The sequence below is a fragment of the Rhodopseudomonas sp. genome (assembly GCF_048594845.1).
In the GTDB taxonomy this organism is placed as follows: Bacteria; Pseudomonadota; Alphaproteobacteria; order Rhizobiales; family Xanthobacteraceae; genus Rhodopseudomonas.
The window spans coordinates 1-20,821 of the sequence record NZ_JBMDXE010000132.1; the positions used below are offsets into that span (position 1 = coordinate 1).

At 65.4% G+C, this 20,821-nt stretch carries 20 protein-coding genes, 1 tRNA gene and 1 pseudogene; 14 read left to right on the forward strand and 8 right to left on the reverse strand.

Annotated elements, in window-relative coordinates:
- The 4 genes from fliI to ACOJTD_RS07910 form a co-directional block, all read left to right on the forward strand.
- On the forward strand, window positions 1-1,166 hold a 1,166-nt coding region (fliI, locus tag ACOJTD_RS07895), incomplete at its 5' end, for a flagellar protein export ATPase FliI (RefSeq protein WP_420132370.1).
- Between the two features lie 108 nt (window positions 1,167-1,274).
- Window positions 1,275-1,694 carry a flagellar export protein FliJ gene (gene fliJ, locus ACOJTD_RS07900; RefSeq protein WP_420132371.1) on the forward strand — a complete coding sequence of 140 codons (420 nt, stop codon included), beginning with the start codon at window positions 1,275-1,277 and terminating at the stop codon, window positions 1,692-1,694.
- A gap of 163 nt (window positions 1,695-1,857) precedes the next feature.
- Window positions 1,858-2,406, forward strand: a complete 549-nt coding sequence (locus tag ACOJTD_RS07905; protein ID WP_054161406.1) for a sigma-70 family RNA polymerase sigma factor — start codon at window positions 1,858-1,860, stop codon at window positions 2,404-2,406.
- Window positions 2,406-3,311: an anti-sigma factor gene (locus ACOJTD_RS07910; protein ID WP_420132372.1), complete on the forward strand. Its 906-nt coding sequence runs from the start codon at window positions 2,406-2,408 to the stop codon at window positions 3,309-3,311. The genes ACOJTD_RS07905 and ACOJTD_RS07910 overlap by 1 nt, the downstream gene beginning before the upstream one ends.
- Window positions 3,312-3,605: 294 nt before the next feature.
- Here ACOJTD_RS07910 and ACOJTD_RS07915 read toward each other — a convergent pair whose 3' ends face one another.
- Together ACOJTD_RS07915 and flhA are read right to left on the reverse strand one after the other, a co-directional pair.
- Complete coding sequence (locus ACOJTD_RS07915) at window positions 3,606-3,806, reverse strand: hypothetical protein (RefSeq protein WP_054161408.1); 201 nt, start codon at window positions 3,804-3,806, stop codon at window positions 3,606-3,608.
- 331 nt (window positions 3,807-4,137) lie between these two features.
- Window positions 4,138-6,267, reverse strand: coding sequence for a flagellar biosynthesis protein FlhA (gene flhA, locus ACOJTD_RS07920; protein ID WP_420132373.1), 2,130 nt, complete (start codon window positions 6,265-6,267; stop codon window positions 4,138-4,140).
- A 259-nt stretch (window positions 6,268-6,526) separates the two neighbouring features.
- Here flhA and ACOJTD_RS07925 point away from each other — a divergent pair, with 259 nt between their 5' ends.
- The 4 genes from ACOJTD_RS07925 (at window position 6,527) to ACOJTD_RS07940 (ending at window position 9,457) form a co-directional block, all read left to right on the forward strand.
- The gene (locus ACOJTD_RS07925) at window positions 6,527-7,777 is read left to right on the forward strand and encodes an MFS transporter (RefSeq protein ID WP_420132374.1); all 1,251 of its coding nucleotides are present in this window, start codon (window positions 6,527-6,529) and stop codon (window positions 7,775-7,777) included.
- Window positions 7,778-7,821: 44 nt separating this feature from the next.
- The gene (locus ACOJTD_RS07930) at window positions 7,822-8,235 is read left to right on the forward strand and encodes an ester cyclase (protein ID WP_420132375.1); all 414 of its coding nucleotides are present in this window, start codon (window positions 7,822-7,824) and stop codon (window positions 8,233-8,235) included.
- Between the two features lie 112 nt (window positions 8,236-8,347).
- Window positions 8,348-8,423 (forward strand) — tRNA-Ile (locus ACOJTD_RS07935).
- A 266-nt stretch (window positions 8,424-8,689) separates the two neighbouring features.
- Window positions 8,690-9,457 carry a GntR family transcriptional regulator gene (locus tag ACOJTD_RS07940; protein WP_420132376.1) on the forward strand — a complete coding sequence of 256 codons (768 nt, stop codon included), beginning with the start codon at window positions 8,690-8,692 and terminating at the stop codon, window positions 9,455-9,457.
- Here the strand turns inward: ACOJTD_RS07940 and ACOJTD_RS07945 are convergent.
- From ACOJTD_RS07945 to ACOJTD_RS07955, 3 genes are all read right to left on the reverse strand, one after another.
- On the reverse strand, window positions 9,376-9,666 hold the full coding sequence (locus ACOJTD_RS07945; RefSeq protein WP_420132377.1) for a hypothetical protein: 291 nt from the start codon (window positions 9,664-9,666) through the stop codon (window positions 9,376-9,378). The two genes, ACOJTD_RS07940 and ACOJTD_RS07945, sit on opposite strands and share 82 nt — an antisense overlap.
- Before the next feature lie 147 nt (window positions 9,667-9,813).
- Complete coding sequence (locus ACOJTD_RS07950; protein WP_420132378.1) at window positions 9,814-10,851, reverse strand: Rieske 2Fe-2S domain-containing protein; 1,038 nt, start codon at window positions 10,849-10,851, stop codon at window positions 9,814-9,816.
- 28 nt (window positions 10,852-10,879) lie between these two features.
- Window positions 10,880-11,635, reverse strand: a complete 756-nt coding sequence (locus tag ACOJTD_RS07955) for an SDR family NAD(P)-dependent oxidoreductase (RefSeq protein WP_420132379.1) — start codon at window positions 11,633-11,635, stop codon at window positions 10,880-10,882.
- A gap of 245 nt (window positions 11,636-11,880) precedes the next feature.
- On the opposite strand from ACOJTD_RS07955, the gene ACOJTD_RS07960 reads away from it, so the two are divergent.
- The 4 genes from ACOJTD_RS07960 (at window position 11,881) to ACOJTD_RS07975 (ending at window position 17,127) form a co-directional block, all read left to right on the forward strand.
- Entirely contained in the window at window positions 11,881-13,032 is a 1,152-nt protein-coding gene (locus tag ACOJTD_RS07960) for an ABC transporter substrate-binding protein (RefSeq protein WP_420132380.1), read from the forward strand.
- A 239-nt stretch (window positions 13,033-13,271) separates the two neighbouring features.
- Window positions 13,272-14,096: a class II glutamine amidotransferase gene (locus ACOJTD_RS07965; RefSeq protein WP_420132381.1), complete on the forward strand. Its 825-nt coding sequence runs from the start codon at window positions 13,272-13,274 to the stop codon at window positions 14,094-14,096.
- 27 nt (window positions 14,097-14,123) lie between these two features.
- Window positions 14,124-15,905, forward strand: coding sequence for an N-acetylglutaminylglutamine amidotransferase (locus tag ACOJTD_RS07970; protein ID WP_420132382.1), 1,782 nt, complete (start codon window positions 14,124-14,126; stop codon window positions 15,903-15,905).
- Window positions 15,895-17,127 (forward strand): carboxylate-amine ligase, encoded by a 1,233-nt coding sequence (locus ACOJTD_RS07975; protein ID WP_420132383.1) that lies wholly within the window; start codon window positions 15,895-15,897, stop codon window positions 17,125-17,127. The genes ACOJTD_RS07970 and ACOJTD_RS07975 overlap by 11 nt, the downstream gene beginning before the upstream one ends.
- A gap of 206 nt (window positions 17,128-17,333) precedes the next feature.
- On the opposite strand, the gene ACOJTD_RS07980 is transcribed toward ACOJTD_RS07975, so the two are convergent.
- The 3 genes from ACOJTD_RS07980 to ACOJTD_RS07990 all read right to left on the reverse strand — a co-directional run bounded on the left by ACOJTD_RS07980 (window position 17,334) and on the right by ACOJTD_RS07990 (window position 18,941).
- On the reverse strand, window positions 17,334-17,564 hold the full coding sequence (locus ACOJTD_RS07980) for a DUF3222 family protein (protein ID WP_420132384.1): 231 nt from the start codon (window positions 17,562-17,564) through the stop codon (window positions 17,334-17,336).
- A 34-nt stretch (window positions 17,565-17,598) separates the two neighbouring features.
- Window positions 17,599-17,847, reverse strand: a complete 249-nt coding sequence (locus ACOJTD_RS07985) for a hypothetical protein (RefSeq protein WP_420132385.1) — start codon at window positions 17,845-17,847, stop codon at window positions 17,599-17,601.
- A 71-nt stretch (window positions 17,848-17,918) separates the two neighbouring features.
- The gene (locus tag ACOJTD_RS07990) at window positions 17,919-18,941 is read right to left on the reverse strand and encodes an alpha/beta fold hydrolase (protein ID WP_420132386.1); all 1,023 of its coding nucleotides are present in this window, start codon (window positions 18,939-18,941) and stop codon (window positions 17,919-17,921) included.
- A gap of 149 nt (window positions 18,942-19,090) precedes the next feature.
- Between ACOJTD_RS07990 and ACOJTD_RS07995 the strand changes: the two genes are divergently transcribed.
- Window positions 19,091-20,365 carry an efflux RND transporter periplasmic adaptor subunit gene (locus ACOJTD_RS07995; protein WP_420132387.1) on the forward strand — a complete coding sequence of 425 codons (1,275 nt, stop codon included), beginning with the start codon at window positions 19,091-19,093 and terminating at the stop codon, window positions 20,363-20,365.
- A pseudogene (locus ACOJTD_RS08000) lies at window positions 20,362-20,821 on the forward strand (ABC transporter permease); the annotation flags it as partial. The gene ACOJTD_RS07995 and the pseudogene ACOJTD_RS08000, both read left to right, overlap by 4 nt.

Below are 20,821 nucleotides of genomic sequence, written 5' to 3' on the forward strand. Positions count from 1 at the left end.
CGTGCGAAGTAATCGGATTCACCGGTAACAACGCCATCGTCATGCCGTTCGCAGGACTTGAAGGCGTGCGCCGCGGCTGCCGGGCGATCATCGCGAACGCGGCCGCTCAGGTGCGACCGTCGCCGCATTGGCTCGGCCGCGTCGTTAACGCTTTGGGCGAACCGATCGACGGCAAGGGGCCGCTGCCGCAGGGGCCGTCGCCGATGCCGTTCCGCAATTCGCCGCCGCCGGCGCATTCGCGCAAACGCGTCGGCGCGCCGCTCGATCTCGGCGTGCGAGCGCTTAACACCTTCCTCACCTGCTGCCGCGGTCAGCGCATGGGTATCTTCGCCGGTTCCGGCGTTGGCAAATCGGTGCTGCTGTCGATGCTGGCCCGCAACGTCGATGCCGCGGTGTCGGTGATCGGACTGATCGGCGAACGTGGCCGCGAGGTGCAGGAGTTCCTGCAGGACGATCTCGGCGAGGAAGGCCTTGCCCGCTCCGTCGTGGTGATCGCGACGTCGGACGAACCGGCACTGATGCGCCGCCAGGCGGCCTATCTGACGCTGTCGATCGCCGAGTATTTTCGCGACGAAGGCAAGGACGTGCTGTGCCTGATGGACTCGGTGACGCGCTTCGCCATGGCGCAGCGCGAGATCGGCCTGTCCGCCGGCGAGCCACCGACCGCCAAGGGCTACACGCCGACCGTGTTCACCGAACTGCCGAAGCTTCTGGAGCGCGCCGGTCCCGGGATGGGCGAGGGGACGATCAGCGGCATCTTTACGGTGCTGGTCGACGGCGACGACCACAACGAGCCGGTTGCCGATGCGGTCCGCGGCATTCTCGATGGCCACATCGTGATGCAGCGCTCGATCGCTGAACGCGGCCGTTATCCCGCCATCAACGTGCTCAAATCAGTGTCCCGCACGATGCCGCGGTCGTGCGATCCGGCCTATCTGCCGGTGATCAAACGCGCCCGGCAGGTGATGGCGACTTACGCCGACATGGAGGAGTTGATCCGGCTCGGCGCCTATCGGCCCGGCTCCAGCGTCGAGGTTGACGAGGCGGTGCGGCTGCACGAGCCGCTGGAGGAGTTCCTCCGCCAAGGCAAGGACGAGGCGACCAGCCTTGCCACGGGTTATGCCCAACTCGCCCAGATCCTGACGTCTGTGGAAACGGAACGCTAACTTTGTCACGTCATCATGCTTGGCACGTCAATCGTTTTGCCGGTTGGCCCCTCGCGGGAGGCCGGTGATGTCCCGCGTTGAATCGGGACTTCTGGGGAGTACGAGTCGATGAAGTCACGTGACACGCTGATCCGCTTGAAAAAATTTCAGGTCGACGAACGGCGCAGGCGAGTGGCCCAGATCGAGGGAATGATCGCGGACTTCCAGCGTATGTCGGTAGACCTCGAGCGCGAAATCCAGACCGAGCAGGAACGCGCCGGCATAAGCGATCCCACGCACTTCGCCTATCCGACCTACGCCAAGGCCGCGATCCAGCGCCGCGAGAATTTGACCCGCTCGGCCGACGAGCTGCGCGTCCAGCTCGAAGATGCGCGGGCGCAGTTGTCCGAGGCATTCGACGAGTTGAAGAAGGTCGAGCTGCTCGACGAGCGCGATCAGGCACGCGAGCGCGCCGAGGAAAGCGCGCGGGAGCAGGCGGATCTCGACAGCATCGGCCTGATGCGCTCCCGGCTCGGCGCCATCGCCTGAGCGGAGACAACGATGATCATGCAGAGCCCGGGCCACGCCCGGGCTTTTTGTTTGAAGTATCCACAATCGTGGTGGCCGCGCCGTGGCGGAACGCGCAACCGCACGATATGCTGCCGGGCGGCCGAAGGGGCCGGAGCGGCGCGACCGCCGGGGTGGGGACTGAATGCTGACGTCGGCTGAGTTGGTCTGGCTGATCGCTGCTGTGGCCAAGGGAGACCAGGCGGCCTTCGAGCGGCTCTACAACGCCACGCGCGCGAAACTCTATGGCGTCGTTCTCCGTATCTTGCGCCGTCAGGATCTCGCGGAAGAAGTCGTCCAGGAGGCTTACGTCAAGATCTGGAACAGCGCAGGAACGTTCAATCCCGGCGTTGCTTCTCCGATTACCTGGATGGCGTCCATCGCGCGTAACCGGGCGATCGACGTCGCGCGCAAGCGCAGCGAAGTCTCGATCGAGGACGAGCCGTCCGCGCAGGAGGCCGCCGCCGATTCGCCGGACCCGCTGGCGCGCCGTGAGATGACAGAGGAATTGAAGCGACTGCTCGAATGCGTCGGCCGGCTGGAGCCGGACCGCCAGAAACTCGTGCTGCTCGCTTACTACAACGGTTGGAGCCGCGAACAGCTCGCGGCGAAGTTCGATGCGCCGGTGAATACGGTCAAGACCTGGCTTCGCCGTAGCATGCTGGACATTCGGGAGTGTCTGGGACTCGTCTGATGGCCATGAGCGAAGACCATATCGCGCTCGCCGCGGAGTATGCGCTGGGCACGCTCGATGCCGACGAGCGGACGCAAGTCGAGGCCATGATGGCCGCCGACAAGGACTACGCGGCCGTCGTCGAGTCGTGGCAGATCAGGCTGAGCGCGCTCAACCAGATGGTCGGCGGCGTCGAGCCGTCGCCGGAGGTGTGGGAGCGGATCAAGGCCGCGATCGGCGCATCCGGCGATCAGCAGGCCTTTGCGCTGCCGCCGGCCGCCGCGGCTCCGGCACTACTGGCCGACACGGTGATCGTGCCGCCGCGGCCCGCCAACGACGCCGGCTCGGGCCTCAGCCCGGAATCGATGCGCGTCGTTCGTTTCGCCAAGCAGACTTATGTGTGGAAGCGGGTTGCCGGTGCGACCGGTGCGATCGCGGCCGCGCTGCTGCTCGTGCTCGGAGCGCAGCTCTATCAGCCCGATCTGCTGCCGAACGCGTTGCGGCCCCCGGTGCGCACCCAGGTCGTCAAGGTCGAAACACCGCCACCGGCGATGCCGGCGCAGTACGTCGCGGTGCTGCAGCAAAGCGGCGACTCGCCAGCGTTCATTCTCACCGTCGACCCTGCCAACAAGATGTTCATGGTTCGCCGCGTTGCGGCGACGCCCGAACCCGGCAAGAGCTACGAACTCTGGCTGGTGTCGGATAAGCTGCAGAAGCCGCGCTCGCTGGGCGTCATCGGCACGCACGATTTCACCATCAATCCGTCGATGGCCTCGTACGACCCCGATATGGTCAACAAGGCGACCTATGCGGTGACGATCGAGCCCGAAGGCGGGTCGCCCACCGGCGTGGCCACCGGCCCGATCGTGTATTCCGGCAAGCTGGTCGAGACCATGCCGCCGATGCCGGTGCCGCCCAAGCCCTGATTTTACGTAGCTCACTGGAGCTGTGACGCGTTAGACGTCACCGCTGCGCAGCGATTGCTGAGCTGTCGTACCAGGATGAGGCCCTGCTAATAGAGCGGACGAGCTTCACCAATTGAGCGACGCAGCCAAACTGACTGACGCAAAAAGAAAGCGCCCGTGGGGAGCGGGCGCTTTCTGGGTGATCCACTTGGGGCGAGTGGATCACTGCATCACACGCGGACGACCTGGGGGCTTAACAAGCGCCGCGTGAATGCAAACTCTTTCGGCTCAATCGGATCACGCTCAGAGCAATCCTCAGCGAATAGCCGTGTTGTTCGTCGTCGAAAGCATCACGGGCTTGTCGGCTTTGATCACGCGAGCGGTCTGCGTATAGCCATCGCTTGCGCCGAGGCGCGCAGTGATACCAAGTCCGGCCACGGCAATCCCTGCGACCAATGCGACGGCGACGACCTTGAGATGGGTCGAGCGATCGGCGCTGTAGATCGAGTGGTTCATGGTGAGCCTCCTGGTGTCTTTCTCCACCTTCGAGAATTGGTAGTCGCGATCTCGAAGCAGGTTCAAACAACTCGCCGAACAAACGTAGTCCATTGCTTTCCCGTTCCCAATATCCGATCACAAGCCGGTGATAAGACTTGAAACGTCGCGAGGGTGCGACTGCGAACAAAGGTAAGAATTTAATACTTTCAGTTGGTTAGACCATTCTGCGGGCGCGAAGGTAAGCTGTCACCGTTTACCCTTGCTCAACGAATAACCGCTCGTCACGCTTGTCTGTGACGAAAATATCGCACCGGACGCGTGCGTCCTGGAGCCATTCTCCGAGCTCGAATCAGACGCTGCCGACCGTCTTCAGCCGCGCGCGGGGATGAATTTCGGCCTGGGACAGCACGGTCGTCTGCGCCCGGAAACGCTCGACGAGAGACCGCACGAACGGCCGGATCGCCGCCGACGTCACCAGCACCGGGGCTTCGCCTTCGCGCGCCGCCTGCTCGAATTTGTCGCGCACGGCCGTCATGAATTCCGACAGCTTCGACGGCGCCATCGCCAGGCTGCGTTCGTCGCCTTGGCCGATGATTGATTCGGCGAAGGCCTGCTCCCACTTCGCCGACAATGCGATCAGCGGCAGGTACCCGTTGTACGAGGTGTTCTGCGCGCAGATCTGCCGCGCCAGCCGGGCCCGGACGTGCTCGACGATGGTGGACGGATTGCGCGAGAAGGCGAGCGCGTCGGCGATGCCTTCCAGGATCGTCGACAGATCGCGGATCGAGATCCGCTCGGCGAGCAGCAATTGCAGCACGCGCTGGATGCCCGACACGGTGATCTGGCCGGGCACGATGTCCTTGACCAGTTCGGCCTGCTCGGCGGGCAGATCCTTCAGCAGTTTCTGCGTTTCGCCGTAGGACAGCAGATCCGCCATGTTGCCCTTGAGCAGTTCGGTCAGGTGCGTCGACAGCACGGTGGCGGCGTCGACCACGGTGTAGCCCTTCAGCGAGGCCTCTTCCTTGAACGCAGCGTCGACCCAGGTGGCGGGCAGACCAAACGTCGGCTCGGTGGTGTGGATGCCCGGCACCGTGACCTGCTCGCCGCCCGGGTCCATGACCATGAACTGGTTCGGCCAGATTCGCCCGCTGCCGGCGTCGACTTCCTTGATCTTGATGACGTAGGTGTTGGCCTCGAGCTGGACGTTGTCGAGGATGCGGACCGCCGGCATCACGAAGCCCATTTCGATCGCCAGCGATCGGCGCAGCGCCTTGATCTGCTCGGTGAGACGGTCGGTGCCGTCCGGGCCGTTGACCAGCGGCAGCAGCGCATAGCCGAGTTCGATCTTCAAATCGTCGATCTTCAGCGCGGCGCTGATCGGCTCTTCCGCGGTTGCGGCAGCGGCTGCCGCCATCCCGGCCGGCGACTGCGCCGCCGCCACGTCGGCCGCTGCCTTGGTTTCCTTCTTGCGCCGGCTCGCCTTGAGCGCCAGCCATCCCGCGCCGCCGCCGAGAGCGAGGAACGGCAGGGTCGGAATTCCGGGCAGGGTGGCCAGCACCAGCATGACGCCGGCCGCCATGCCGAGCGCCTGCGGATAGCCCGACAGCTGGCTCATCAGCGCCTTATCGGCGGAGCCGGAGATACCAGCCTTCGACACCAGAAGGCCGGCCGCGGTCGACACGATGAGTGCCGGCACCTGGGTGACAAGGCCGTCACCGACGGTCAGCAGCGTGTAGGTGTGGCCGGCTTCGGCGAAGCTCAGCCCCTGCTGGGCGACGCCGATGATGATGCCGCCGATCACGTTGATGAACACCACCAGCAGGCCGGCAATGGCGTCGCCGCGGACGAACTTCGAGGCACCGTCCATGGCGCCGAAGAAGCCGCTCTCGTCCTCGAGCTCCTTGCGCCGCGTCTTGGCGGTGGCTTCGTCGATCAGGCCGGCCGAGAGGTCGGCGTCGATCGCCATCTGCTTGCCGGGCATCGAGTCGAGCTGGAAGCGCGCCGCGACTTCGGCGATACGGCCCGAACCCTTGGTGATGACCACGAAGTTGACGATGATCAGGATCGTGAAGACGATGATCCCGATGACGAAATTGCCGCCCATCACGAAGCTGCCGAAAGCTTCGATGACATGACCGGCCGCCGCCGTGCCCTCGTGGCCGTGCGACAGGATCAGCCGGGTCGAGGCCATGTTCAGCGACAGCCGCAACATGGTCGAGATCAGCAGCACGGTCGGGAACGACGAGAATTCCAGCGGCGCCTGGATAAAAAGCGCCGTCATCAGGATCAGAATCGACAGGGTGATCGAGATCGCCAGAAACAGGTCGAGGATGATCGCCGGCAGCGGCAGGATCAGTACGACCAGGATGGTGAGCACGCCGAACGCAAGCGCGAGATCGCCGCGCTTCAGCATCCCGCCGATGTCTTTGAGGCTGGGAAGACCGCCGCCGGTGCCCTGGCCGACCGTGGTATCCGTCATCTTCGCCGCCTTTTCCTGCTCGTGTCGGTTGCGACGACCGCGCGTCCGCCCTCCGAGGGGTGGACGCCGGCTGCAACGTGAGGCACCGCACTGGCGTCCACGGGCTTTCCCCGCTTGGCGGCCGACGACACTTCAGATCACTGGGCAAATTTTGCCGGGTTTATGGTTAGGAAAGCGTTAACGAGCCTTTAACCGGCTCGCATGGCCGGCCGCCGCCGCGGCCCCTTGACCGCTCTGGACCATGCGGCAAAGTTGCGGCGTGGAAACGCCTCAATCAACGACCGGCGAAAGGCCGGCATTCATGCTCGACTCCCGCCAGGCCTGGATCAGGCTCGGGCTCGCGTTGGTCATCGGCTCGATCGGCAGCGTCGGGATGTGGTCGGTGGTGGTGGTGCTGCCGGTGGTGCAGGCCGAGTTCGGCGCCAGCCGCGGCGCCGCCTCGCTGGCCTTCACCATGGCGATGCTCGGCTTCGGCCTCGGCGGCGTCGCCACCGGCAAGCTGACAGACCGGTTCGGCATCGTCGCGGCGATCGGCAGCGGGGTGCTGCTGATCGGGCTCGGCTATGCGGCGGCCGGCCTGTCCGCTGCGCAATGGCAGTTCAACCTGATGCACTTCGTCATCGGCGTCGGCGCCTCGGCGACGTTCGGCCCGCTGATGGCCGCGGTGTCGCACTGGTTCGAGCGCTATCGCGGCCTCGCGGTCACGATTTCCGCCTCCGGCAATTATCTGGGCGGCGCGCTGTGGCCGCCGCTGGTCAATTGGGGCACGCAGACCCATGGCTGGCGTGCCACGCATCTGGCGATCGGCGCATTCTGCGTCATTGCGATGACGCTGACGCTGATCGTGCTACGCGCCCGGATGCGCGCCGCGGCACCGCAGGTCGCCGCTGCCGCGCCGGCGCCGCGTATCGACCTGCAGCTCGGCACCAATACGCTCACCACGATCCTGTGCGTCGCCGCGATCGCCTGCTGCGTCGCGATGGCGATGCCACAGGTCCACATCGTCGCCTATTGCGGCGACCTCGGCTACGGCGTCGCGCGCGGCGCCGAGATGCTGTCGCTGATGCTCGCGTTCGGGATCATCAGCCGGATCGGCTCCGGCTTCCTGGCCGACCGCATCGGCGGCATCCCGACGCTGCTGCTCGGCGCGCTGGCTCAGGGCGCGGCGCTGCTGTTCTATCTGTTCTTCGACAGCCTGCCGTCGCTCTACGTGATCTCGGCGATGTTCGGCCTGTTCCAGGGCGGCATCGTGCCGGCCTATGCGATCATCGTCCGCGAGGCGATGCCGGCGCGGGAGGCCGCCACCCGCGTCGGCCTGGTCATCATGGCCTCGGTGATCGGCATGTCGCTCGGCGGCTGGATCTCCGGCGCGATCTTCGACGCCACCGGCTCCTACGCCGCCGCCTTCCTCAACGGCATCGCCTGGAACGCCGTCAATGTCATCATCGGGACCGCGCTGTGGCGGCGCTCCCGTCGGCGCCGGGGAGGGGCGCGGATGGCGGTGGCATAGGCGGCGATTGCGCGAGCGCCGCAGGACTTTCCGCAGGGGCATGCATGCGCGATCAGGATCTCGCCGGCTTTTATCGTGACTACATCGACTGCCTCAATCGTCGCGACTGGCCGGCGCTCGGCGGCTTCGTGGCCGACGAGGTGCGCCACAACGGCAACGAGCTGGGGCTCGCCGGCTACCGCGCCATGCTGGAGCAGAATGTTCGGGACATTCCCGACCTGCGCTTCGCCATCGTGCTGCTGGTCTGCGACGCCGAGCGCATTGCCAGCCGGCTGTGGTTCGACTGCACCCCGACCGGTAGCTTTCTCGGCCTCGCCATCGACGGACACCGAGTCGGCTTCGCCGAAAACGTATTTTACGAGATCCGGAACGGGAAGATCGCGGAGGTCTGGTCGGTGCTCGACAAGGTCGCGCTGGAAGCCCAGCTGGAGCCGAACGCTGGCCCCACGCCGCGCTGACCGCACCGTTTTGCTAGGGCGGCCAGACATCGCGCGCGCCCAGCTATGGATTGCCCGTGGCCCCGCGGCATTGTATGGCCATCTGCCCCCTGCCGCTCCGGCGGCCCCGGCGGGGCCTGTAGCTCAATGGTTAGAGCCGGCCGCTCATAACGGTCTGGTTGCAGGTTCGAGTCCTGCCGGGCCCACCACGGATACTCTTCAGCCGTCTTGTTCTGATGATCCGAGACCGATAGGCCGTCCGAGAACATGAGAGCCATCGGGCCGCGGGCAATTTCATCTCGCGTTGAGGTCCTGCTCCACTTCAGAACTATAATACTGATATTGGGATGTTTCCTGGTGCAGGGGCGGCTATATTGTCGCGCCGGGTGACGGGTCCCGCGGCTTCCCTGCGGACAGGCGCAAGATGTGCGAGCCGTCGTCTGCTCATCGTCAAGTCTGTCGTGAGAATTCAGCTATGCGAAGCCAAGACCGCGAGCGAAATCGGGTGCCGCTGTATCTGCAGGTCGCCTCGGTGATGCGGCAGCGGATCGAGAGTGGGCACTGGAGCGAGGGCGACAAGATATCGACGATCGAAGAGCTCGAAGCGGAGTTCAAGGTCGCGCGGATCACGGTCCGGCAGGCGCTCGATCTGCTGCGCGACGATGGTCTCGTTGAATCCATCCGCGGCAAAGGGACGTTCATCTCCGGGCGTCCCAAGGAGAAGCACTGGTTCAATCTCGCCAACGACCTCGAATCAGTCATCGAGTCGGTACGCGACAACGTCATCAAGGTGGTAAGCATCGACGAGCAGGCGGCACCGCCGTTGCTGCAGGCCGGCGAGGGCGTGCTGGCGCCGGACTATGTTCAGCTACGCAGCGTGCAGTTCAGCCGGGGCGAGCCGTTTGCGGTCGCCAATCTGCGTTTGTCGCGTGAAATTTATGCGCGTGACCGCCGCACGTTCAATCGCAAGCCGGCGCTGCCGCGCATCATGGAGATGCCCGATGTCGACGTCGCGCATGCGCTGCAGACGGTGACGATCGGGGTCGCGGATCCGGAAACGTCCAGCCTGCTGCGGGTCGGCGTGGGCGAGCCGACGGCCGATTGCCGCCTCGTTTTATTGGATGGCGCCAATGTCGCGATCTACGTCGCGGAATTTCACTATCAGCGCAATTGCTTTGCGCTGCGCCGGGATCTGGTGCCGAAGCCCGCCAAGGCGGCGCGCAAGCTGGCGAAGGCGAGCTGACCGACGCGCTCGAGCTTCATCGCGTCGAGAGCGGGCTGCGCGGCGCTGCGGAAGCCGCGGAGTCCATCGAACAGGCTCACCGGCGAGGTCATCGGAACAAGGCTGTCGTTCTGCTCTGCCGACGCCGGCACCGTGTAGTACACGGGAATGCCCGCCGTGACCGATGCGACGACGTCGAGGACGATGGTAGAAGGCTCGTTCGGAGTCATGCCAACCTCTCGATGGTGAGCGCGTTGCCGCTTGGAAGATCGTCGGGGCTCAGGCCGAATGTTAGCCACGCATCGTCGGCCGACGAGCGCAAATTATCCGCAGCGCGTGCATCTATTTCGATCATCGGGCGCGGATGCCGCCGCGCCTCATGCGATCGGACGCGGCGCCGCTTCCGCCTGGATCAGCTTGTCGACCATCCGCCGCATCTTCATGGGCGCGGCGTCGATGCCGAGGATGATGCGCTTGAAGTCCGGCGCGCGTTCTTCCTCGAGCTGGATGCGTTCGAGGATCACCTTGTCCTCGCGGAACGCCATGTCCAGGCTGGCGCTGAGATCGGCGTCCATTTCGAATTCGTTGGTGCGGAAGTTGCGGACGTGGAACCAGTGCTGCAGCACGGTGCGCTGATCGACCGGCGTCAGCACGTGGCAGGTGTACATCTGCGTGCCCTCCGAACGGCGCTCCATGTCCGGAATGCTGCCCGTCGGGCACGAGCCCATGTCGATCTTGAAGTAGCTCGGCGTGCTGTAGTTATAGTAGTGCCAGCGGTCGACCATGCCGGTGAGGCCGCCGAACTTGGCGAACACGCCGATCGGCGCGGCATTGCGGATCCAGCGCCAGACGCAGATCTCGTTGCCGTGATACTCGTTGTTGACCGGGACGGTGGCGCCGGCCGGCGTGCCGAGTGTGGTAGCGTGGACGAAGGTCACATGCGCCGGATCAAGCAGATTGTCGCACAGGCTGAGATAGTTGCACTCGATCCGAAGCGTGTCGCCCTGCACCGCGTGCCAGGCGGGGTCGTCGTATTGTTCGATGTGGAAGATCTTGCTGGGATCGGCGTTGCGGGCATCGCCCATATACAGCCAGACCAAGCCGTATTTCACCTGCACCGGATAGGCGCGGACCAGCGCCCGACCCGGGATGATGTCCTGCCCCGGGATCAGCACGCATTTTCCGGCACAGTCGAACGTCATGCCGTGATAGCCGCATTCGATGTCGTCGCCCTTCAGGCGGCCGAGCGACAGCGGCGCGAGGCGGTGCGGGCAGGCGTCCTGCAGCGCGGCAATGCCGCCGTCCTGCAGCCGATAAATCACGATCGGCTCTTCCAGCACGGTGTGGCGCGTCAGCTCGCGGCCGACGCGATCGGCCCAGACCACCGGGTACCATGCTTCGCGGATGTAGCTCATAGCGCGCTCCTGCGTGTGGGCTCTGCGGTCAGTGGTAGTAAGCGCCGCCGTCGACCACCAGCGTCTGGCCGGTGATGAAGGCGGCGTGCGGGCCGGCGAAGAAGCAGATCGCGCCGCCGAGGTCGGTCGGCAGCATGTCGCGCTTCAGCGCGCGATTGCGCACGGAGAAGGCGGCGACAGCTCCCGCCAGTTCGGGATTTTTGTGCACACCGTCGCTGAGCGTGAAGCCGGGCGCGACGCTGTTGACGGTGACGCCATGGTCGCCCAGTTCGGTGGCCAGCGTGCGCGTCATCGACACGATCGCGCCTTTGGTGGCGACGTAATGCAGCATGCCGGGATTGCCCTTGAAGGCGACGCCGGAGGAAATGTTGATGATGCGGCCGGACTGCTGCGCCTTGAAGTGCGGTACGACTGCCTTGCAGCACAGGAATTGGCCGATGACGTTGACGTCCAGAATGGTGCGCCACTCGGCGACGGTGAGTTCCTCGAACGGTTTCGACGTCAGAGTCGAATAGATCGCCGCATTGTTGAGCAGGATATCGATGCGGCCGAAGGCGCGCAGCGCGGCATCGGCCATCGCGGCGGTGTCGGCTTCGCTGGACACGTCGGTGTCGGCGTGAGCGGCGCGATGCCCCTTGCTGCGCAGCTTGTCGGCCGCGGCGGCCGCGTCCGTCTTGTCGGCGACCAGAATCGCGGCGCCTTGCGCGGCGAGCGCCTCGCAGGCGGCAAAGCCGATCCCCATCGCGCCGCCCGTCACGATCGCCACGCTGCCGTCGAGATCCATTCGTGCGTCTCCTCGGTGATCTGCGTGCGGCATGCCGCCGCGCTCGCTAATACGTCCTATAAATAGCACAATAGATTTACAGGCGACAACGGCGTCACTGCGTCGATGTTGGGCAAGGCCTGCCGGAATTATCGCCGCCAGGGCCCGTTGACTGCAAACATCCTAAAGTTAGGCTATTAGAGCAAAATGCGGCGTGGCTCCGCGTTGCGAGGCGTCAACCTGGTTCGGCCAAGGAGAAGATGAAGATGAGCTCGTCGCGTTCGTGGATGGCGTGTGTCGCCGTCGCCGTTGCCGTCAGCGGCCCCGCTGCCGCGCAGGAGACCATCAAGATCGGCGTCAACCAGCCGCTCACCGGCGTCGTCGCCGCTGCAGGCAATATGGTGACGGCGGGCACCAAGATCGCCGCGGCGCAGATCAACGCCAAGGGCGGCATTCTCGGCAAGAAGCTCGAACTGATCATCGAGGACAACAAGAGCAATCCGACCGAAGCCGCCGCTGTCGCCGAGAAGCTGATCACGCGGGACAAGGTGCCGGCGCTGGTCGGGGCCTGGAGCTCGACCTACACGCTGGCGGTGATGCCCAAGCTGCTCGAATATCAGGTGCCGATGGTGGTCGAGACCTCGAGCGCCGACAAGATCACCACGCTGGGCAATCCTTACGTTTTCCGCATCAGCCCGACCAACGGCACTGAGGCCAAGAGCTTCGCGCGCTTCGTCGAGCCGCTCGGTATCAAGAAGGCCGACTTCCTCACCGTGAACAACGATTGGGGCCTCGGCGCCGCCGCCGAGTTCGGCAAGATGCTGAAGGACAAGGGCCTCACGGTGAACAAGTCGCTGACGATGGATGCCGCCGCGCAGGATGTGTCGGCGCAGTTGTCGAACCTGAAGGGCACCGACAGCGACACGCTGTTCATCACCACCGGCGTCGAGCAGATGACCTTGCTGATGAAGCAGGCGCAGTCGCTGGGCCTGAAGCGGCGCATCGTCACCACCGGCGGTACGCTGCCGGATCAGTTGATCGCGCAGGCCGGAACGGCGGCGAACGACTCGTATCACGATGCGATGTTCGCGCCCTGGTTTCCGGAGACGGCGGCAGATCCGGAAGCCGCGAAGCTGTTTATTGCGGATTGGGGCAAGGCGGGCCTGCCTCCAGGCGGAATGCCGGAGGGGGCGCGCGGTTACGACGCCGTGTATGTGCTCGCCAGAGCGATCGAGAAGGCAGGCGCGGCCGATTCTGAAAAGATCCGTGCGGCGTTGTGGGAGGTCAGCTATTCGGGGCTGACCGGCAAGATCAAATTCGAGAAGGTCGGCCCGGCCGGCAAGGAAAGCGGGCAGAGTCCGGCTGTGACGCACTTGGTGAAGATCGAGGACGGCAAGGTCGTTCTGGTCAGCAAGTAATCAGCAAGGCAAATCGTCGAGCAAGCGGAGGATTGAGGGGGCGGCCTTGCACGGGGCCGCCCCCTTTCCTTGCTTGAGGCACATTCGCGTCGTCTCATCATCGTCGATGAGGCGGGCGGACAGTTCCTGGGCTGAACACGTCGAATGGGAACCGCGGCCGCCCGCGGCGATTGACCCCGACACGCAACGTCGCGCACTCGCGCGCGTCACAACGTTGCGTCTGTCATCCGAGGTTCCCGATGTGTCGCTGGATTGCCTATCGCGGAGAGACGACTCTCTTCGAGAACTACGTCACCGAGCCGGTGCATTCGCTGATCACGCAGAGCCTGCGCGCGCGTGAATCCGCCGGGCCGACCAATGGCGACGGCTTCGGACTCGGCTGGTACGGCGTGCACCCGGAGCCGGGCCTGTATCGTGAAACGCGGCCGGCCTGGTCGGATGAAAATCTCCGCTATCTCTGCAGGCATCTGCAATCGCATATGTTCTTCGCGCATGTCCGCGCCGCCACCGGCACGCCGGTGACGCGGCAGAACTGTCATCCGTTCGCGTGCGGCCGCTGGATGTTCATGCACAATGGCTTCGTCGGCAGCTGGAGCCGGCTGCGCCGCCGCATCGAAGCGATGATCCCCGACCCGCTGTATCCATCGCGTAGTGGCAATACCGACTCCGAGGCGATCTTCCTGGCCATCATGGGCGCGGGCATCGATGAAGATCCGATCGCGGCGACGCGCACCGTGATGACGCGGCTCCGCGCGCTGCTAAACGAGAACGGTCTGCGCGAACGGATGCGCTTCACCGCCGCGCTCGCCAATGGCCAGGATCTGTACGCTTTCCGCTTCGCCGAAAACGACTCGGCGAACTCATTGTATTATCGGCAGGCTGGCGATCGCCTGATCGTCGCATCGGAACCCTATGACGGGGAGCCGGGCTGGATCGAAGTTCCAGCTAATCACGTGCTGTTGTCAAAATCTGCGCATGAAATCGAGCTGTTCCCCTTCATGCCGAATGAACCGGAGCTGAAATCGGAACATCCGGGTGCCCCAAGGGTTGTCGCGCGCGCCTGAAAAAGCAGCAAGCGAGGCCCAGGGACAATGTGTGGAATTTGCGGAGAGATCCGCACCAAGAATGATGTTCGGCTTCCGGCATTCTGGACGATGACGCGCTCAATGCAGTCGCGCGGTCCGGATGCGGAAGGTGTGTTTTCGCAGGGACTGGACCATGGGGCGATGGCATTCGGCCATCGGCGGCTCGCGATCCTCGATCAGTCGTCGACATCGCAGCAACCGATGATCGACAATGAGCTCGGCCTCGGCATCGTTTTCAACGGCTGCATCTACAATTTCCGCGAGCTGAAAAGCGAGTTACAGGGCAAGGGCTATCGCTTCTTCTCGGAAGGCGACACCGAAGTCATCGTCAAGGCGTATCACGCCTGGGGCACCGATTGCGTGCGTCGCTTCAAGGGCATGTTCGCCTTCGCGTTGTGGGAGCGTGATAGCGGTCGCGTCGTGCTGGTGCGCGATCGGCTCGGGATCAAGCCGTTGTACTACACCGAAGGCGACGGTTTCTTCCGGTTCGCCTCGACGCTGCCGGCGCTGCTTGCCGCGGGCGGGGTCGATCGCAGCATCGATCCGGTCGCGCTGCATCATTTCTTCAGCTTCCATGCTGCCGTGCCGGCGCCGCGAACCATCCTGAACGGCGTCAAGAAGCTCGACCCGGCCACGATTCTGACGATCGCGCCGGACGGTACCAAGACCACCGAGCGCTATTGGCAGTTCGCCGTGGGCGAGCGCGGCGGCGACCGCCGGCTCAGCGAGCAGGAGTGGAGCGAGGCCGTCAACGACGCGATGCTGGCGGCGGTTGATCGCCGCCGTGTCGCCGACGTGCCGGTCGGCGTGCTGCTGTCGGGAGGGCTGGATTCGTCGCTGATCGTGGCGTTGCTCGCCAAGCTCGGCCACGGCAATGTCCGCACCTTCTCGATCGGCTTCGACAGCGTCGGCGGCCAGAGCGGCGACGAGTTCTACTACTCGGACATCATCGCCAAGCATTTCGGCACCGAGCACGAGCAGATCCGCATCGACGGCGGCGAGGCGCTCGGCGTGCTGCCCGATGCGATCCGGGCGATGTCCGAGCCGATGGTCAGCCATGATTCCGTCGCGTTCTATCTGCTGTCGCGCGAAGTGGCGAAGCGTGTGCGCGTGGTGCAGAGCGGGCAGGGCGCCGACGAGATCTTCGGCGGCTACAGCTGGTATCCGTCCTTCCTCACCACCAACGATGCTGCGCGGCAGTATCGCGACTCTTATTTCGACTGGCAGCAGGACGATCTGCGCAAGCTGCTGGCGGACGACATGCTAGGCGAGGACGCCAGCACAGAGTTCGTCGAATCCTTCTTCGCACAGACCGCCGCGACGTCCGCGGTCGACAAGGCGTTGCAGATCGATGCCGAGATCATGCTGGTCGACGATCCGGTCAAGCGCGTCGACAACATGACGATGGCGCATGGGCTCGAAGCGCGCGTGCCGTTCCTCGATCACGAGGTGGTCGAACTCGCAGCCCGAATGCCGTCGCGCCTGAAGGTCGCGGACGGCGGCAAATACATCCTCAAGCAGGCCGCGCGTTCGCTATTGCCCGCCGAAGTGATCGACCGGCCGAAGGGCTACTTCCCGGTGCCGTCGCTGCGGCATCTGGAAGGCGATTTCCTCTCCTATGTTCGCGACGTGCTCGGCTCGCGCGCGGCGCGCGAACGCGGTTTGTATCGGTCCGAGTTCATCGATCACATGTTGGATCATCCTGAAGCGGAGAAGAGCCCGAAGGGCCACTCGCGTCTGTGGCAGGCCGCTCTGCTCGAAGCCTGGTTGCAAGAACATGCAGTTTGATCCGAAGATTATCGAGCGGCTCCGCCTCAATCTCAGCGGCGACCAGAGCCACATCGTGATCCGTTCCGCCGCCGGCAGCGACGCTGAGGCGGCCGGCTATTCGTTCGGCATCGAGGAAGAGTACTTTCTCGCCGATGCCAAGACGGGCGAGGCCGCGATCCTGACACCCAACGAATTGTTCGAGGCGGCCAACTGGTCGACGGGCGGTCAGGTGATGCGCGAGATGCTCCAGGCGCAGATCGAGGTGGCCACCAATGTCCACGTCGACCCGAAGGACGCGCGTCAGGAGTTGCGCTTCCTGCGCCGCGAGGTGGCGGCGGTCGCGGCGCAATATGGCCTCGTCATCATGGCGTGCAGCACGCATCCGACCGCGTCGTGGCGTGCATCGCAGCCGACGCCGAAGCCGCGCTACTTCGAGATGATCGAGAACCTTCAGGTGATCGGCTATCGCAACATGCTGTGCGGCATGCACGTCCATGTGCAATTGCCCCAGCCGGAGAAGCGCTTTCCGGTGATGTGCGCGATGATCCCGCATCTGCCGTTGTTTCTGGCGCTGTCGACGTCGTCGCCGTTTTGGAGCTCGGAAAACACCGGCCTGCGCGGTTATCGGCTGGCCGCCTATAGCGAGCTCCCTCGCACCGGCTTGCCGGAGCTGTTCGAGGATCAGCGCGGCTATGAGGATTACATCAACGCGCTGGTCAAGTCGGGTGTGATCCCGGACGAGAGCCACGTGTGGTGGGCGATGCGTCCGTCGTTCCGGCACCCGACGCTAGAGCTGCGCGCGCCGGACGTCTGCACCCGGCTCGACGATGCGGTCGCGATCGCGTGCCTGTATCGCGCGCTGGTTCGCCATCTCGGCGAAATGCCGGAGACGCCGAAGGTCGATGCCGTCGAACGCGCCATCGCGGTCGAGAACAAATGGCGTGCCCAGCGCTATGGGACGGGCTGCAGCTTCGCTTCGCGGGATGGCGCGGTGCCGATCGCACAGGCGCTCGATCGGGTGATCGAATTGGTGCGTGAGGATGCGGAGATGCTCGGCTGTCTTGCCGAGGTCGAATCGTGCCGCAACATCCTGCGCCGCGGCAGCTCCGCGGACGCCCAGCTTCGCGTCTATGAAGAAAGCGGCTGCGATCTCGCCGCCGTGACGCGCTGGATCGCCGAGGAAACCATCGCAGAAGCCAGTCAGCCCCCGGCTGCGGTGACGCGGGATGCGGTGAATTAGCTGCGTCACAGCAACAGCGATGGCGACACTCACTATGCCATCGTTTGCTGTCATTGCGAGCACAGCGAAGCAATCCAGCGCCGAGCACTGCGCTGGATTGCTTCGTCGCTGCGCTCCTCGCAATGACGGGGAGGGGACGGTTTTGTGAAAGGGTCGGCCGGGTCGCGCCGAGCGGTTCGCGAGATACCTCGCGCCGCAGCGCGCGGCTACACGCTGTGCAGCTTGGGCCGTGACGACAGGATGCGCTGGGCCAGCACGACCGGACAGTCCGGTGCGTGCTTGATCTCGTCGCCGGTCTGCAGCCACGGCACCGAGGCGTTGCACAGTTTGCACTGGTTGTGCGCGCCGCCGTCCTCCTCGGAGACGATCTCGATGGCCGTCTTGAGCAGCGCGGCTGCCACCTTACGGATCTCTTCGGGCGGGGCGAGGTCAGTCATGGGGTCGGTCCGATGGGAGCGAGGGACGCATCGATCAATAGCACGGGTGGCGGCGGCCATCCTGGCCACGGTATGCGGCTGCGCCCTGCTTGCACAGCGCCGACGTCGGGCCGTCGTAATAGGCGAACGGCTGCTCCGGCCAGATCGGCGGACCATAATTGTGGATGTACAGCGAGCCTTCCCCGGCGTGGCGGTGATGCCGATGCTTGTGCTTGGCGGCCGCCGGGGCGGTGGCCGCCAGCGAGACCACCGCGACGGCGCAAATCAGCTTGAAGACGGTCATAGGGGAATCTCCTGCCTGTCGAGTGGAACGCGGTCGAACCGGTTCGGGTTTCATCGCTGGACCCGCCGATGTCAAGCCGGTTGCGGCCCCCCGACCTGAAGCGGGCGCTCGACCGCGCGCAGCGTGGTCGGGCTACCGGCGCAGCCGGCCAGCCGCTCGATCTCGGCCGCGATCACGTCCGCATGCGCATGGTGGACCATATGCCCCCCGCCCGCGATTCGGATCAGCCGCGCATGGGGCAACGCCTGGGCCAGCGCCTCGGCATGGATCTGCGGCGGCACCACCGGATCGGCGCTGCCGGCGATGATGACGGTCGGCGCCTGGATGGCGGGATAGCGCGGCACATGGTCGATCAACTGGTCGCGCAGCCCGGAATATTCCTGCAGGCTTCCGGAAAACCGCTTCGCCATCAGCGCCAGCCCGAGCCGGCTGTTGTCGGCATAGTCCGGCGGCGGCGGCTCCGGCCGGAAGATTCGCGTCGCGACCCGGCCCATCATCGACATGAACATCGGCGGCAGCACCGTGTAGTTGATCGACGGCTTCATCAGCACATCGAATATCCGCTGCACCCAGCGGATGCCGCGCGGCCGCGGGTGCGTGGTCGGATTGATCACCACCAGACCCTGCACGGTGTCGGGATTGTCGAGCGCGTAGCGCAGTGCGATCAGTCCGCCGAACGAATGGCCGACCACGATCAGCGGGCCTGTCACGCCGCGTTCGCGCAGCACCTCGCGGAGCAACGTCACCTGGTAGGCGGGCGAGGCCAAGGGGCCGAGGCCGGGAGCGCTGTAGCCCTGGCCGGGGCGGTCCGGGATGATCACCCGCAGTCGCCGCGACAGCCGCGCGCCGAGCGCCAGCCGCATGTCTTCGCTGCACAGATTGGCACCGTGCACCAGCAGCACCGTCGGCAGCGGCCGCTCGGAGGGCTGCGCCGGGCCCAGGTCGAGCACGTGCATCCGTACGCCATTGGCGTCGACGAACACGCCCTGCGGCGGGAATTTCGCCTCCAGCCGTCGGGCGATCGTGCAGGACAGCCAGCCGGAGCCGAACAACAATGCGGCCACGATCAACACCAGCAGGGCAGCAGCGATCATCCGGACTCCTTGCTCAACCAGCATTGCGGACAAGGTCCGCAGCGAGACCGGAATTTTGAGCACGCGCCGCGCGGCGCGCAATTGATCTTCCGCAATGGAGCCCCCCGATCGCGAGGCTACGGGTCGGGTGGGGCAGTCGGTGGATCATCATGCACGTCGATGCGGACCAGGCGGGCGGAGCGGCCAGTCAGGCGCGGACCTCCGGACCGGCCGCGTGGGCGGGCGCGCTGTGGCGCCACAAATGGCCGGTGCTCGGCATCGCCGCGGTGCTGCTCGCCGCGGCGCTCGGGCTGACGCGGCTGCTGCTCGGGCCGGAAGTCGTGGTGGCCGAGGTGCAGCGCGGCGACCTGGTGCAGACGGTGGTGGCTTCAGGGCACATCGAGACGCCGTACCGCGTCGAGATAGGCAGCCAGATCACCGGCACCGTCAAGGACGTGCTCGTCGTCGAAGGTCAGCAGGTCCGGCAGGGGCAGGAGCTGATCGCGATCGAGGACAGCGAACTGCGTGCCGCCGTCGTGCAGACCGAGGGCGCGGTGGCGCAGGCCGAGGCGCGGATGCGGCAGCTCAAGGAGCTCACCGGTCCGGCCGCCGACCAATCGCTCAAACAGGCCCAGGCCAATCTGCTCAATGCCGAAGCCGCCTATGAGCGTGCCTCGAAGCTCGCCGACAAGGGCTTCGGCACCCGCGCCACGCTGGACGAGGCGACCAAGAATCTCGACGTCGCCCGCACCCAGGTTCGCACCGCGGAGCTGCAGCTCTACACCTCGAGCCCGGGCGGCAGCGACTACGTGATGGCCGAAACGCAGCTCAGCCAGGCGCGCGCCAATCTCGGCACGGCGCGGGCGCGGCTCGGCTACGCGCTCATCACGGCCCCCCGCGACGGCGTCCTCATTACCCGCAATGTCGAACGCGGCTCGGTGGTGCAGCCCGGCAAGGCGTTGCTGGTGCTGGCGCCGGCGGGCGAGACCCAGATCGTGGTGCAGATCGACGAAAAGAACCTCGGCCAGCTCGCGCTCGGCCAGCACGCGGTGGCCTCGGCCGACGCTTATCCGGATCGCCGCTTCGCAGCCACGCTGAGCTACATCAACCCATCTGTCGACATCAACCGCGCTTCGGTCGAGGTCAAACTCAAGGTCGATCCTGTGCCGGACTATCTGCGCCAGGACATGACGGTGTCGGTTGATATTGCCACTGCGCAGCGCGACGACGTCGTGATTGTCCCGGCGCGCGCGGTGCACGACGCCGGCACCGCGCCCTACGTGCTGGCGGCGGTCGGCGGACGCGCGGTGGTGAAGAAGATCAAGCTCGGTTTGCGCGGCGTCGGCTTCTACGAGGTGCTGGACGGGCTCGCAGCCGGCGACCGCGTCATCCCGCTGACCTCAGGCGTCAAAGCGGGCCAGCGTATCCGGGCGGTCGTGCCATGAACCGCCTGCTGCCGTTCGAGTGGATCGCCGCTGTGCGCTTCCTGCTCGACGGCGCGCTGCAGACCCTGGTGATCGTCGGCGGCATCGCCATCGGGGTCGGCGTCATCGTCTTCATGTCGGCGATGCTGGCCGGGCTGCAGGCTAATTTCATCAAGCGCGTACTGACCTCGCAGCCGCAGATCCAGCTCATCCCGCCCGACCAGGTGGCGCGGCCCCTGCGCGACACGCCGGGCACGTTCGAATCGGCCGTCGTACAGCGTCCGACCCAGCGGGTGATCTCGATCAATCAATGGCCGAAGATCCGCGCCGAGATGCAGGCGCGGCCCGAGGTCACCAACGCCGCCGCCACCGCGGCCGGCTCGGCGCTGGCGCTGCGCGGCGCCACCAGCCGCGCCATCACGCGCACCGGCATCGCGCCGGCGATCTATTTGAACATCGTCAAGGTGCCGGACTACA

What these genes read in the sequence shown, in the direction of transcription:
- ACOJTD_RS07960 (WP_420132380.1), top strand. Translation starts at nt 11,881, where the DNA reads ATGAGCTCGTCGCGTTCGTGGATGGCGTGTGTCGCCGTCGCCGTTGCC.
- ACOJTD_RS07970 (WP_420132382.1), top strand. Translation starts at nt 14,124, where the DNA reads ATGTGTGGAATTTGCGGAGAGATCCGCACCAAGAATGATGTTCGGCTT.
- ACOJTD_RS07940 (WP_420132376.1), top strand. Translation starts at nt 8,690, where the DNA reads ATGCGAAGCCAAGACCGCGAGCGAAATCGGGTGCCGCTGTATCTGCAG.
- ACOJTD_RS07910 (WP_420132372.1), top strand. Translation starts at nt 2,406, where the DNA reads ATGGCCATGAGCGAAGACCATATCGCGCTCGCCGCGGAGTATGCGCTG.
- ACOJTD_RS07965 (WP_420132381.1), top strand. Translation starts at nt 13,272, where the DNA reads ATGTGTCGCTGGATTGCCTATCGCGGAGAGACGACTCTCTTCGAGAAC.
- ACOJTD_RS07985 (WP_420132385.1), bottom strand. Translation starts at nt 17,847, where the DNA reads ATGACCGTCTTCAAGCTGATTTGCGCCGTCGCGGTGGTCTCGCTGGCG.
- ACOJTD_RS07930 (WP_420132375.1), top strand. Translation starts at nt 7,822, where the DNA reads ATGCGCGATCAGGATCTCGCCGGCTTTTATCGTGACTACATCGACTGC.
- ACOJTD_RS07955 (WP_420132379.1), bottom strand. Translation starts at nt 11,635, where the DNA reads ATGGATCTCGACGGCAGCGTGGCGATCGTGACGGGCGGCGCGATGGGG.
- ACOJTD_RS07945 (WP_420132377.1), bottom strand. Translation starts at nt 9,666, where the DNA reads ATGACTCCGAACGAGCCTTCTACCATCGTCCTCGACGTCGTCGCATCG.
- ACOJTD_RS07905 (WP_054161406.1), top strand. Translation starts at nt 1,858, where the DNA reads ATGCTGACGTCGGCTGAGTTGGTCTGGCTGATCGCTGCTGTGGCCAAG.
- fliJ (WP_420132371.1), top strand. Translation starts at nt 1,275, where the DNA reads ATGAAGTCACGTGACACGCTGATCCGCTTGAAAAAATTTCAGGTCGAC.
- ACOJTD_RS07915 (WP_054161408.1), bottom strand. Translation starts at nt 3,806, where the DNA reads ATGAACCACTCGATCTACAGCGCCGATCGCTCGACCCATCTCAAGGTC.
- ACOJTD_RS07950 (WP_420132378.1), bottom strand. Translation starts at nt 10,851, where the DNA reads ATGAGCTACATCCGCGAAGCATGGTACCCGGTGGTCTGGGCCGATCGC.
- flhA (WP_420132373.1), bottom strand. Translation starts at nt 6,267, where the DNA reads ATGACGGATACCACGGTCGGCCAGGGCACCGGCGGCGGTCTTCCCAGC.
- ACOJTD_RS07980 (WP_420132384.1), bottom strand. Translation starts at nt 17,564, where the DNA reads ATGACTGACCTCGCCCCGCCCGAAGAGATCCGTAAGGTGGCAGCCGCG.
- ACOJTD_RS07990 (WP_420132386.1), bottom strand. Translation starts at nt 18,941, where the DNA reads ATGATCGCTGCTGCCCTGCTGGTGTTGATCGTGGCCGCATTGTTGTTC.
- ACOJTD_RS07995 (WP_420132387.1), top strand. Translation starts at nt 19,091, where the DNA reads ATGCACGTCGATGCGGACCAGGCGGGCGGAGCGGCCAGTCAGGCGCGG.
- ACOJTD_RS07975 (WP_420132383.1), top strand. Translation starts at nt 15,895, where the DNA reads ATGCAGTTTGATCCGAAGATTATCGAGCGGCTCCGCCTCAATCTCAGC.